A 12,362-nucleotide genomic window follows, 5' to 3' on the forward strand; every position below is an offset into this window, starting at 1 on the left:
TATTGTCAGTAGCAAGGTTAACCGTTTAGGGGAGCCGTAGGGAAACCGAGTCTTAATAGGGCGTTCAGTTGCTGGCAATAGACCCGAAACCCGGCGATCTATCCATGGGCAGGTTGAAGGTTGAGTAACATCAACTGGAGGACCGAACTCACTAACGTTGAAAAGTTAGGAGATGACCTGTGGATCGGAGTGAAAGGCTAATCAAGCCGGGAGATAGCTGGTTCTCCCCGAAAACTATTTAGGTAGTGCGTCATGTCTCACCCACGGGGGTAGAGCACTGTTTGGGCTAGGGGGTCATCCCGACTTACCAACCCCATGCAAACTCCGAATACCGTGGAGTGCAATCATGGCAGACAGACAGCGGGTGCTAACGTCCGTTGTCAAGAGGGCAACAACCCAGACCGCCAGCTAAGGTCCCCAATGTTAGTTAAGTGGGAAACGATGTGGGAAGGCTCAGACAGCTAGGAGGTTGGCTTAGAAGCAGCCACCCTTTAAAGAAAGCGTAATAGCTCACTAGTCGAGTCGGCCCGCGCGGAAGATGTAACGGGGCTAAAACTAGCAACCGAAGCTGCGGATGCTTTCGAGCATGGTAGGGGAGCGTTCTGTAAGCCGTTGAAGGTGAGTTGAGAAGCTTGCTGGAGGTATCAGAAGTGCGAATGCTGACATGAGTAACGATAATGGGAGTGAAAAACTCCCACGCCGGAAGATCAAGGTTTCCTATTCAACGTTAATCGGAATAGGGTTAGTCGGCCCCTAAGGCGAGGCAGAAATGCGTAGTCGATGGGAAACAGGTTAACATTCCTGTACTTGTTATTACTGCGATGGAGGGACGGAGTAGGCTAGGCCAGCACGGCGTTGGTTGTCCGTGTTTAAGGTAGTAGGCTGAGCGCTTAGGCAAATCCGGGCGCTTAAGGCTGAGAACTGATGACGAGTCTCATTATTGAGACGAAGTGGTTGATGCCATGCTTCCAAGAAAAGCTTCTAAGCTTCAGGTAATAACGAACCGTACTGTAAACCGACACAGGTGATCAGGTAGAGAATACCAAGGCGCTTGAGAGAACTTGGGTGAAGGAACTAGGCAAAATGGTACCGTAACTTCGGGAGAAGGTACGCCGGCCTTGGTGATGGGACTTGCTCCCTAAGCTGAAGTCGGTCGAAGTGATCAGGTGGCTGCGACTGTTTATTAAAAACATAGTACTGTGCAAACACGTAAGTGGACGTATACGGTATGACGCCTGCCCGGTGCTGGAAGGTTAATTGATGGGGTTAGCTTCGGCGAAGCTCTTGATCGAAGCCCCAGTAAACGGCGGCCGTAACTATAACGGTCCTAAGGTAGCGAAATTCCTTGTCGGGTAAGTTCCGACCTGCACGAATGGCGTAACGATGGCCACGCTGTCTCCACCCAAGACTCAGTGAAATTGAAATCGCTGTTAAGATGCAGTGTTCCCGCGGCTAGACGGAAAGACCCCGTGAACCTTTACTATAGCTTTACACTGAACTCTGAACCTATTTGTGTAGGATAGGTGGGAGGCTTTGAAGCGGTGACGCTAGTCATCGTGGAGCCAACCTTGAAATACCACCCTGGTATGTTTGGGGTTCTAACGCAGGTCCCTTATCGGGATCGCGGACAGTGTATGGTGGGTAGTTTGACTGGGGCGGTCTCCTCCCAAAGAGTAACGGAGGAGCACGAAGGTTGGCTAATCCTGGTCGGAAATCAGGAGGTTAGTGTAATGGCACAAGCCAGCTTAACTGCGAGACTGACACGTCGAGCAGGTACGAAAGTAGGTCATAGTGATCCGGCGATTCTGTATGGAAGGGTCGTCGCTCAACGGATAAAAGGTACTCCGGGGATAACAGGCTGATACCGCCCAAGAGTTCACATCGACGGCGGTGTTTGGCACCTCGATGTCGGCTCATCACATCCTGGGGCTGAAGCCGGTCCCAAGGGTATGGCTGTTCGCCATTTAAAGTGGTACGCGAGCTGGGTTTAGAACGTCGTGAGACAGTTCGGTCCCTATCTGCCGTGGGCGTTGGAAAGTTGAGAAGAGTTGCTCCTAGTACGAGAGGACCGGAGTGAACGAACCACTGGTGTTCCGGTTGTTATGCCAATAGCATTGCCGGGTAGCTACGTTCGGACGGGATAACCGCTGAAAGCATCTAAGCGGGAAGCCTCCTTCAAGATTAGCTTTCCCTGGGATCTTGAATCCCCTAAAGGGCCGTGGAAGACTACCACGTTGATAGGCTGGGTGTGGAAGCGTTGTGAGGCGTTGAGCTAACCAGTACTAATGGCCCGTGAGGCTTGACCATATAACAGAAACGACTGATGGGTTACGAAAGTAACGTGATACATCATCGGACTTGAGTGAGACATACACAGACTGTCCTCAGCACCTTATAGAGTAAAAAGCAGCTTAATTCATCACCCTATTTGATTGTGTCAGTAGGCTCTCCCTCGGGAGGTAACACCGAAATCCAATCATACCTGTTTGCTTGACGACCATAGCGAATTGGAACCACCTGATCCCATTCCGAACTCAGTAGTGAAACGATTCAGCGCCGATGGTAGTGTGGGGATTCCCCATGTGAGAGTAGGTCATCGTCAAGCTTCTAATCTAAACGCCCTGTAGGTTATCCTGCAGGGCGTTTTTCTTGTCTGGGTTTTATCCACGTTAAGTGGTGCTTGCCGATGGCCTACGGTCATAGTGATGAGCGCCTTCCGTGGCGCTCTCGACAACGGCTCCTGCGTTGTTCTACTACCCCACATCCATGTGGTTAACCCTACGGGTAGCCTCTGTCTATCCCAATTTGCTCCAGACAAATTGGTCAAGCTTCTCAATAAAACACCCCATCCGGGAATCACTCGCCCTTCCATGGGCTCGGCCTTCGGCCAGCTACCGCCGTGCTAATCGGCGCCCGGCCGATTAGTCCAGGTGGGTTGTTTATTTAGAATACGATGAAAAACTGTCCCTACCTCCACGCAGTGCCATTTGGGCGCAAAGCACTCGCTGCACTCATGGGGCCTGCTAAAAGCCCATGTTCCGGACAGGTTTTTGTTCCTGCAAAACCTGCATACATGACGTCCCTGTCAATAAGGAGCCAGGTTAGGGCGCGAATGCGAGCTCCCTTGGTAAGCTACTCTAGGTGATCTTGCTACCCTGAAAATACTCTGTTGCTTAAATTCTCAGTTTTTTAAATCTTTAACGCTTTAAGTAGGTGCCAATATGACTTGTCAGATAGTGGATTTCGCTGCCCCAGCCGTCTAGTCTGGCTGAAACCTACAATCGAAACGCGAAAAAATCACCATATTCGATGATGCCTTTTTAAAGCTGCTTCAAATAGTTAATGTGACTATGTAAAGAAGTGCCAACTTCTGCCAAGTCTGGTGGCTTGGCATAGGTATTTTGCTGTGGCTTGCTATACTCTGGCGGTCGATTTATAGCGGTTGGCAAGGCTCTCCAAACACGCTAAAGTGTGTTATTGAATATAAAAAGAGTCTTACATATAAAATATTCGTTAGAGTATCAGCTGGGTGGAGCCCATATAACGACCGTTTAGCTGAACCAATCTATGGGAGAATAATAGTGAAGATGATCAAAGGTCCCGCTTTGTTTCTGGCTCAGTTTGCCGGTGATGAAGCGCCGTTTAATACCCTCGAAAATATTGCCAAATGGGCTGGTGGCCTCGGTTTTAAAGGCGTCCAGATGCCGTCGTGGGACAAGCGTTTGTTTGATTTAGAGCGTGCCGCCAGCGATTTAGATTACTGCAAAGAGGTAACTGAGACTCTCGCTAAATATGGTTTGGAGTTGACCGAGTTGTCGACTCACCTGCAGGGCCAGTTAGTGGCGGTGCATCCAGTCTACGATGAGATGTTTGATATCTTTGCCCCCGAGCACTTACATGGTAAGCCCGAGGAGCGTCAAAAGTGGGCTGTTGACCAGCTGTATTTAGCTGCCAAGGCCAGTAAGAACTTTGGCTTAAAAGCCCATGCTACTTTTTCTGGCGCGCTATTGTGGCCCTTTGTGTACCCTTGGCCACAACGTCCACAGGGCTTGGTGGAAACCGGTTTTGCTGAGCTTGGCCGCATTTGGAAGCCAATTTTGGATGCTTTTGACGAGGCGGGTGTTGATGTTTGCTACGAGCTTCACCCCGGTGAAGATTTGCACGACGGCGTGACCTTTGAGCGCTTCTTGAAAGAGGTAGACAATCACCCACGCGCTAACATTCTGTACGATCCCAGCCATTTTATGCTGCAGCAGTTGGATTACCTTGCGTTTATCGATCGTTACCACGAACGAATTAAAATGTTCCATGTTAAAGATGCTGAGTTTAACCCTACCGCTCAGCAGGGTGTGTATGGCGGTTACGAGGGATGGGTTGAGCGCGCGGGGCGTTTCCGCTCTTTGGGCGATGGCCAGGTCGACTTTAAAGGTATTTTCTCTAAACTGACCCAGCATAACTATGATGGCTGGGCGGTGATTGAGTGGGAGTGCTGTATGAAGCACCCAGAGGCGGGTGCCGAAGAAGGCTCACGCTTTGTCTCCGAGCATATTATCCGCATTACTGATAAAGCTTTTGATGATTTCGCCGGCGGCGAAGCGGACGAAGCGAGTAATCGTCGTATTCTTGGTTTGGGAGGTAAGTAATGGCTGCGCCAAGAATTCGTTTAGGTATGGTCGGCGGCGGCCGCGGCGCCTTTATTGGTGCGGTCCACCGTATTGCGTCGCGTATTGACGATAAGTATGAGCTGGTTGCGGGCGCGCTGTCGTCCAACCCTGAAAATGCTAAAGCTTCAGCGGACGATCTGCTGATAGCGCCGGAGCGCTCTTACGCCTCTTATGAAGAGATGTTTAACGCTGAAGCGGCGCGTGAGGATGGCATTGAGGCGGTGGCTATTGTCACCCCTAATCACATGCACTTTCCAGTGGCTAAAGCGGCGCTGGCGGCAGGTATTAACGTTATTTGCGACAAGCCTGTAACCCGCACCCTAGAAGAGGCGCTGGAGCTGGAGCAACTGGTGAATAACTCTGATTGCTTCTTTGCCTTGACCCATAACTACAGTGGTTACCCGCTAGTGCGTTACGCCCGCGAGATGGTCGAGCGCGGTGATTTGGGTAACATTCGCTTGGTGCAGGTCGAGTACCCGCAAGAGTGGCTCACCGAAGCGCAGGGAGATGACAACAAGCAGGCGTCTTGGCGTACCGATCCGGCGCGTTCTGGCGCGGGCGGCTGCCTGGGCGATATCGGCACTCACGCCTTTCAGTTGGCGCGGTTTATTAGTGGTCAAAAGGTGAGCTCGGTGTGCGCCGATTTAACCGCGTTTGTGCCCGGACGTCAGGTGGATGACAACGTCCATGTGATGATGCGCTTTGAGAATGGCGCAAAAGGTATGCTCTGGACCAGTCAGGTGGCCCCCGGTTGTGAAAATGGCCTTAAGATTCGTATTTATGGCGATAAAGCCGGCCTCGAGTGGGCCCAAGAAACACCCAACGAGCTTTGGTTGACCCCACTGTTTGGTCATCACCAACGCATTACACGTCGGGATGACAATATCGATAGTGATATTGCCGCAAGAGGTATTCGTATCCCGCAGGGACACCCTGAGGGTTACCTAGAAGGCTTTGCGACGGTTTACAGTGATATCGCCGAGGTCTTGCAGGCCAAACGCGATGGCAAAACGGTCGATATTCAACGCTGGATTCCGGGTATAGAAACCGGTGTTGAAGGCTTGAAGTTTATATCAGCGGTGATTGCCTCGTCCGAAGCAGACAGCCGTTGGACCGAGCTGTAAGATAAACTCAACGCTGGGCGCTGAGCGCCCAGTCATTGATATAACAATAAACAGAGAAACCATAAAGGCTGAAGACTATGACTGAAGTCCACCGCACCAAAATATTTACGGCCAGTTGCGTCGCACTCATCGTAACCGCCATGACCTTCGCTATTCGCGCCGGTATTCTTAACGATCTTGCTGTGAGTTTTGATTTATCGAACACGGAGCTGGGTTATATTAATGGCATGGCTTTTTTAGGCTTTCCGATTGCCATGATGTTTGGTGGTTTAATTTATAATTTTTTAGGCCCTAAAAAATTACTGGCCATTGCTTTTGTGTGTCACTTGGCCGGTTTGATTTTGACCATTACTGCGTCTGGATTTTGGACGTTGATCCTCTCTAGCTTCTTTATTGGCTTTGCCAACGGCTCGGTTGAGGCTGCGTGTAATCCGTTGGTTGCTGAGCTGTATCACGACAAGAAAACTGCCATGCTTAACAAGTTTCACGTGTGGTTTCCCGGTGGTATTGTGATTGGTTCGCTGGTCTCTCTATTGATGAGTAAAATGGGCTATGGCTGGCAGTGGCAGGTGGGTGTCATGCTGATTCCTACCGCCATCTATGGTTATCTTGTCTTTGTTGAGACCTTCCCTAAGTTGGAGCATACCGAAACCTCCACACTTAATAATGTTAAAGCGCTAGCGGCACCGTTGTTTATTTTTATGATGATCTGTATGACCGTTACCGCTATCTCCGAGTTCGGTCCGCAGCAATGGGTCGAAAAAACACTGGGTAGTTCGGGTGTACACCCCATGGTGATTTTGGCGATGGTTACCGGACTTATGGCTGTTGGCCGCTATTTTGCCGGGCCTGTAGTCGAGGCGCTTAACCCTGCCGGTGTATTGCTTGCTTCCTCGGTGGTGGCAACTATCGGCATTTACACGATGAGTTTTGCCACGGGTGGCATGATTTACGTGGCGGCCATCTTGTTTGCTGTTGGCGTGATGTATTTCTGGCCTACCATGATCGGTTTTGTGAGTGAGTATTTGCCGAAAACCGGTGCGCTTGGGATGTCGCTGATTGGTGGTGCGGGTATGTTCTCGGTGAGTATCTGGAACCCCATTATTGGCGGCTGGCTGGACTCCGCTAAGGAAGAAGCACTTGCGGCTGGTAAAGTCGGCGCGGAGGCGGACCTCGCCGCCGGCTTGGCAACGCTTGAATATATGACGTTGTTCCCTGCGGCTCTTATTGTGGCCTTTACTTTCTTGTTTATTATTCGTAAAAAATTAGTAAAAGGTGAGATTAAAGCGGCTCCTTTAGCCGATTAAAACTCGCTTCTTACCGATCGTGTATACAAAAAAGCCCGCTCAGTATTGAGCGGGCTTTTTTAATGAGGGTGGCTTACTCGCAATCGTTAACGGGTACCAAATACCACCATTGTTTTGCCTTTAACATCCACCAAGCCTTGTTCTTCTAAGGTTTTTAAAACTCGGCCGACCATCTCCCGCGAGCAGCCGACAATACGCCCAATCTCTTGGCGGGTAATTTTAATTTGCATGCCGTCGGGGTGGGTCATAGCATCTGGCTCTTTGCACAAGTCTAGCAACGTGCGAGCAACCCGGCCGGTTACATCTAAAAAGGCTAGATCTCCCACTTTGCGCGTTGTATTGCGCAGGCGGTGAGCCATTTGGGAGCTTAATGAGAATAAAAACTCAGGGTGATCGACCGCGATCTCTTGAAATTTACTGTAGCTTATCTCAGCTACCTCGCATTCCGACTTGGCGCGAATCCAAGCGCTGCGAGAGTCTTCAGTGTCGAACAGACCCATTTCGCCAAAGAAATCGCCATCGTTTAGGTAAGCGACAATCATCTCGCGACCTTCGTCGTCTTCAATAAGGACGGTAACCGAGCCTTTGACGATATAATATAGAGAGTCGCTTTTGTCTCCCGCGTAAATAATGGTGCTTTTTGCGGGGTAGCGACGACGATGACAATGGATGAGGAAATCATCAACATTGGTAATGTGCGGTGTAAGTGAGGCTGCGCCCAAAGTGCTACTCCTGACATAAATGTCTCAAATTCGGTGGCTCATTATGCCGCTAAATGAGCAAAGTGCCAAATATCGCGCTTTAGTGAGTTCCATCTTTGTGATCCAGTTATAAGGCATGCGCTAAAGTTTGCTTTTCGCTATATCTAGAAGAGGTTTTGCGCGACATATGTGGGGTATGAGGCGTTTGTGGTAATCTTGCGGCCCACTGAAATAGCGAATGGTCAGGGCTGCGTTATGCGCCGCTCGCCAGAAAAACGGATAAATGAGAGGCAGAACACATGCAAGCAACGGTGAAATGGGTCGATGGTGCGCAATTTTTGGGTGAGTCGGGCAGCGGACACAGTGTGGTGATGGATGGGCCCGAAGATCACGGCGGGCGCAATACCGGTATTCGCCCAATGGAGATGTTGCTGTTGGGGTTAGGAGGCTGCTCAAATTTCGACGTGATCAGTATTTTAAAAAAGACTCGGCAAGCGGTGCGCGATTGCCGGGTAGAAATCACCGCCGAGCGTGTTGACGCGGTGCCAGCGGTGTTTAGCAAAATCCACTTGCACTTTATTGTCGCGGGCGATGATTTAAAGGAAAAGCAGGTAGCGCGCGCGGTAGAGCTATCGGCCACTAAATATTGTTCGGCCTCTATTATGTTAGAAGGCGCAGGCGTGGAAATTAGCCATGATTTTGAGATTGTTGCGGGCTAGCTCAGCGCCACTTGCGTTGAGCGCAATGCTGACGGCGCTTTGAACGGTTGTGGGGCGCTCGAATATTGGTTGCTGCGCCTAGTTATTTAAAAATAGTAACTGGCGCAGGTCATGGCTTTGGAGCTCAGGGTCATCAGCGCTTTTACCGGTCCCGGAAAACGAGCCCCACCGGCCTCAAGTGCGGTATGGGCGTGACGGGCTTCGTCATCCAGCATTTTTTCGACAATCACGCGGGACTTTATATCGGCAACTGGCAAGCTTTTTAAGTGAGATTCAAGGTGCTTGCATACTTGCTGCTCGGTAGCCGCGACAAAGCCTAAGCTGATTTTGTCCCCGACCAAGCCGGCCGTGGCGCCGATGGCAAATGAGGCGCCGTACCAAAGCGGGTTAAGATAACTCGTGTGGCTTTCTAACTCATGAATACGCTCTTGGCACCATTTTAAGTGATCTTCCTCTTCCACGGCTGCCTCGTACATTTGTTCGCGTACGTAGGGCAGCTTGGCGGTCAGTGCCTGGCCCTGATACAGCGCTTGCGCACAGACCTCTCCCGCGTGATTGACTCGCATCAGCCCGGCCGCGTGCTTGCGTTCGGCATCGTTTAGCTCAGCTTCAGGGTATGTGTGGGCGGGTGAACAGCGCCTTGCCTGAGGCCGGCCTCCTGCGAGTGCTTGCAGGGCGCTATCGGCGCGGATAATGAGCTGGTCAATCGGTGAAAGTCGTGCCTGTGTCATGGTCAGTCTCCCACTTTTGGGGGGGTGTTGTACTGCAAGTTGATTCGATTATACCGGAGATTGCGCATAGCGCGAGTTAGTGGATGAGCGGCGTTGGCTTGGCTTAGTACGTCTCGATAACGCCGCGCTCGCTGACGATAGCACGTAGCTCGCGGGTAAAGGGCGCGAGCAGATCACGGTGTCTATTGTTGAGTAGTGGTGCCGCTTGGGCGGTATATAAAATACCAGCGTCAAAGACTTGACCGGTTAGGCTGGCGGTAACGGCCGCGGCTTTGTAGGATACCTGCGGCCCAATACAATGGGTTAGACGCCCAAAAGCCAACATACGCAGCGCGGTTTGGTGGCTGTTGACGGCGATAACGTTAGGCGCTTGGTCACCCAGTTTGGCACTGAGCTTCTCTAATATTTGGCGGCTGGCCTCGTTGCCGTCAACATAGCCAATGGTGTTTTGCGGCTGGCCTAAACTTTTTAACGTGAGTGGCTCCCGTTGGCGACTCCAGATATTTATGGTGGTACTGCCTACGACCACATCGATAGGGGTTAGAGCGCTGCGGTATTGGGCGGCTAGTGTGTTCTTCACTCGCGCGCACTCGCCATCACTGGCGCCGGCGGCGGCCTCTGCGATGGCCCGCTTGGAGGGGCGCTCGCGCATCTCAAAAGTGTAGCCGAGTTCGGCAAAGGCATCGCGATAATAACTTTCCAATCGCGCTACGGCAGGGATGCTGGACGCCAGTGAGCAGGTGAAAACGATGTGTTTTGCGGGCTCTTGGGCGTGAGCAAAACAGGCGGAAGCTGTTAGCAGCAGCGCGGTTAAGCGTATGCGTATCGCGTGTCGGTGTGCCACTGTGTTTGTCCGTCTGCTACAGTCCAAGCCGCTATAGTAGACGCTGTGATAGCATTTGGCCAATAACCAAGGAGGTAGCCCGTGCAAGAGACGTCCGATATAAACCAGATTATGGATGCGAGCATTCCACTGGTAGTGATAGAAACCTATGAGGAAAAAAAGGCAGAGGACTTACTTTTGCGGGTCGCGCGCCAGCGCGAGGCTCGGTTAGCGCGCTGGAGCCTTACCGACGGTCTGTCGACTCTTGGTTTTGGCCCGCAGCTGGCCGCAAAAGAAACTCGGCTGAATGAGCCGGTCGAGCTATTGCGGCATATAAAAACGGCCAATGAAGCTTGCATCTATATACTGTGTGATTTTCACCCGTTTTTGTCGGATCAACCCGAAGTGGTGCGCCTGATTAAAGATATTGCGCTGAATCATTTGGCGGTGCCCAACACCCTGATTTTTTTAAGTTATCGGTTAGCGTTACCCAAAGAGCTGTCGCGGTACGCGTCCACCTTTACTATGGCGCTGCCCAATGACGAGCACATTATGCAAGTCGTGCGTGAAGAGGCTCGGCGTTGGTCGCAAAAACACGGCGATACACGTATTCGAACCGACAATATTACACTTAAAAAATTGGTGGCAAGCTTGCAAGGAATGAGCGCCAGCGATATCCAGCGATTGGTACGGGCCGCTATTTGGGACGATGGCGCGATATCGCTCGATGACTTGCCCAAGCTAAACCGCAGCAAGTTTCAGATGCTCGACCTAGAAGGCATCGTCAGCTTTGAGCAGGAAGTAGACAGCTTTGCCAGTGTTGGCGGATTGCACAATTTAAAGCAATGGTTGGAGTATCGTCGCGATGCCTTTACCTCGAGTGATCACGTTGCCGATCGCCCCAAGGGCGTTTTACTTTTGGGGGTACAGGGCGGCGGCAAAAGTTTAGCGGCCAAAGCCATTGCCGGTATGTGGGGCCTGGCTTTACTGCGACTAGATATGGCGGCGCTGTACAATAAGTACATTGGTGAAACTGAGCGCAATTTGCGCAAGGCCCTGCAATTGGCCGATGCCATGTCACCCTGCGTGCTGTGGATGGACGAAATCGAAAAAGCCATGAGCCCCGATGGCGGCGACAGTGGGGTGGCGCAAAGGTTGTTGGGCACATTACTGACGTGGATGGCGGAGCGTCCCAGCCGTGTTTTTATCGTTGCCACCAGTAACGATATTAGCCGTTTGCCGCCTGAGTTGATTCGTAAAGGGCGTATGGATGAAATCTTTTTTGTCGATTTGCCCAATGCCCAAGTGCGACAAGATATTTTTACGATTCATTTACACAAGCGCAGCTTAAACCCTAACGACTTTGACCTAGAGCAGCTGGCGGTGGCGAGCACGGGTTTTAATGGTGCGGAAATTGAGCAGGCGATTGTCGCGGGGTTGTTTCAGGCCGGTACCGAGGCGCGCGCGCTGGATACCAGCGCGTTATTAGCCGCCTGTGCCAATACCAGCCCGCTGTCGGTGGTTATGGCTGAGCAGATCGCCGGCTTGCGCAGCTGGGCCGCGGATCGGACGGTACCAGCGTGATGCTCACGGCTAGCGTACAACGTGGCTGGGGGTTATTTTGGTTACTATTGCTCTTATGCCTTACCGCCTGCTCCGAGTCGCCCTCCGTTGCTAGATTACCGCCCGATGCTCGGCTATTAGCGTTTGGTGACAGCTTGACACGCGGCACGGGCGCCACAGATGGTCAGAGTTACCCCAGTCACTTAGCGCGGCTGCTGGGGCGTGAGGTCATTAACGCTGGTGTGCCAGGCGAGGTGTCAGCCGTGGGCTTAAGTCGTTTGCCGGGTGTGTTGGATACGGTACAGCCCGATCTTTTGCTCTTGTGTCACGGAGGCAACGATATTCTGCGCAGTATGGATAAAGCTCGCCTTGCCCAAAACTTGCAGCAGATGATCGATATCGCCCGTGCCCGAGATGTTCCTGTGGTGCTGATTGCCGTGCCCCAGCGCTCGTTACTGCTGCGCGCCGAACCCTTGTATCGGGCGCTCGCCGAGAACAACCGTATACCGTTACAGGAGGATATTGTTGCCGAGGTGCTGGGCGAGTCTGACTGGCGCTCGGATCGTATCCATCCCAATGACGCAGGGTACCGGCACTTGGCGGAGGCGCTACGTGACTTGTTGCGCGAGGCGGGCGCTATTTAACGGCTGGGGTGGGGCCACAGACGTGATAATGCAATCTCAAAACCCCTTAACCTGTGATACCCTTAGCACGTTATTACTAGGGCTGC

The 12,362-nt window shown here is 51.9% G+C and carries 9 protein-coding genes and 2 rRNA genes (1 of these 11 cut by a window edge); 8 read left to right on the plus strand and 3 right to left on the minus strand.

The window, feature by feature from the left end; all coding sequences use genetic code 11:
• From ACGHAD_RS05385 to ACGHAD_RS05405, 5 genes are all read left to right on the plus strand, one after another.
• Positions 1 to 2,307: ribosomal RNA gene (locus tag ACGHAD_RS05385) — 23S ribosomal RNA — on the plus strand; it begins 578 nt to the left of the window's first position.
• Positions 2,308 to 2,489: 182 nt separating this feature from the next.
• A 5S ribosomal RNA gene (gene rrf / locus ACGHAD_RS05390) occupies positions 2,490 to 2,605 on the plus strand.
• A gap of 982 nt (positions 2,606 to 3,587) precedes the next feature.
• Entirely contained in the window at positions 3,588 to 4,643 is a 1,056-nt protein-coding gene (locus tag ACGHAD_RS05395) for a sugar phosphate isomerase/epimerase family protein (protein ID WP_382416655.1), read from the plus strand.
• The gene (locus ACGHAD_RS05400) at positions 4,643 to 5,788 is read left to right on the plus strand and encodes a Gfo/Idh/MocA family protein (RefSeq protein WP_382416621.1); all 1,146 of its coding nucleotides are present in this window, start codon (positions 4,643 to 4,645) and stop codon (positions 5,786 to 5,788) included. Before ACGHAD_RS05395 ends, ACGHAD_RS05400 begins: the two co-directional genes overlap by 1 nt.
• A gap of 77 nt (positions 5,789 to 5,865) precedes the next feature.
• Positions 5,866 to 7,095 carry an MFS transporter gene (locus ACGHAD_RS05405; RefSeq protein ID WP_382416619.1) on the plus strand — a complete coding sequence of 410 codons (1,230 nt, stop codon included), beginning with the start codon at positions 5,866 to 5,868 and terminating at the stop codon, positions 7,093 to 7,095.
• 86 nt (positions 7,096 to 7,181) lie between these two features.
• Here the strand turns inward: ACGHAD_RS05405 and crp are convergent, their stop codons facing one another.
• Positions 7,182 to 7,817, minus strand: a complete 636-nt coding sequence (gene crp / locus ACGHAD_RS05410; RefSeq protein WP_382416617.1) for a cAMP-activated global transcriptional regulator CRP — start codon at positions 7,815 to 7,817, stop codon at positions 7,182 to 7,184.
• Between the two features lie 278 nt (positions 7,818 to 8,095).
• Here crp and ACGHAD_RS05415 point away from each other — a divergent pair, with 278 nt between their 5' ends.
• Positions 8,096 to 8,515: an OsmC family protein gene (locus ACGHAD_RS05415; protein ID WP_382416615.1), complete on the plus strand. Its 420-nt coding sequence runs from the start codon at positions 8,096 to 8,098 to the stop codon at positions 8,513 to 8,515.
• Between the two features lie 86 nt (positions 8,516 to 8,601).
• Here ACGHAD_RS05415 and coq7 read toward each other — a convergent pair whose 3' ends face one another.
• Together coq7 and ACGHAD_RS05425 are read right to left on the minus strand one after the other, a co-directional pair.
• Positions 8,602 to 9,246 (minus strand): 2-polyprenyl-3-methyl-6-methoxy-1,4-benzoquinone monooxygenase, encoded by a 645-nt coding sequence (coq7, locus tag ACGHAD_RS05420; RefSeq protein WP_382416614.1) that lies wholly within the window; start codon positions 9,244 to 9,246, stop codon positions 8,602 to 8,604.
• A gap of 103 nt (positions 9,247 to 9,349) precedes the next feature.
• On the minus strand, positions 9,350 to 10,090 hold the full coding sequence (locus ACGHAD_RS05425; RefSeq protein ID WP_382416612.1) for a hypothetical protein: 741 nt from the start codon (positions 10,088 to 10,090) through the stop codon (positions 9,350 to 9,352).
• A gap of 81 nt (positions 10,091 to 10,171) precedes the next feature.
• Here ACGHAD_RS05425 and ACGHAD_RS05430 point away from each other — a divergent pair, with 81 nt between their 5' ends.
• Together ACGHAD_RS05430 and ACGHAD_RS05435 are read left to right on the plus strand one after the other, a co-directional pair.
• The gene (locus tag ACGHAD_RS05430; protein ID WP_382416610.1) at positions 10,172 to 11,653 is read left to right on the plus strand and encodes an AAA family ATPase; all 1,482 of its coding nucleotides are present in this window, start codon (positions 10,172 to 10,174) and stop codon (positions 11,651 to 11,653) included.
• Entirely contained in the window at positions 11,653 to 12,276 is a 624-nt protein-coding gene (locus tag ACGHAD_RS05435; RefSeq protein WP_382416653.1) for a GDSL-type esterase/lipase family protein, read from the plus strand. The genes ACGHAD_RS05430 and ACGHAD_RS05435 overlap by 1 nt, the downstream gene beginning before the upstream one ends.
• Positions 12,277 to 12,362: the final 86 nt, after the last annotated feature.

Source organism: Gilvimarinus japonicus (assembly GCF_042847215.1).
GTDB classification, from domain to species: Bacteria; Pseudomonadota; Gammaproteobacteria; order Pseudomonadales; family Cellvibrionaceae; genus Gilvimarinus; species Gilvimarinus japonicus.

Coding starts and splice junctions, on each gene's coding strand:
- ACGHAD_RS05395 (WP_382416655.1), top strand. CDS start 3,588: ATGATCAAAGGTCCCGCTTTGTTTCTGGCTCAGTTTGCCGGTGATGAA.
- ACGHAD_RS05400 (WP_382416621.1), top strand. CDS start 4,643: ATGGCTGCGCCAAGAATTCGTTTAGGTATGGTCGGCGGCGGCCGCGGC.
- ACGHAD_RS05405 (WP_382416619.1), top strand. CDS start 5,866: ATGACTGAAGTCCACCGCACCAAAATATTTACGGCCAGTTGCGTCGCA.
- ACGHAD_RS05415 (WP_382416615.1), top strand. CDS start 8,096: ATGCAAGCAACGGTGAAATGGGTCGATGGTGCGCAATTTTTGGGTGAG.
- coq7 (WP_382416614.1), bottom strand. CDS start 9,246: ATGACACAGGCACGACTTTCACCGATTGACCAGCTCATTATCCGCGCC.
- ACGHAD_RS05435 (WP_382416653.1), top strand. CDS start 11,653: ATGCTCACGGCTAGCGTACAACGTGGCTGGGGGTTATTTTGGTTACTA.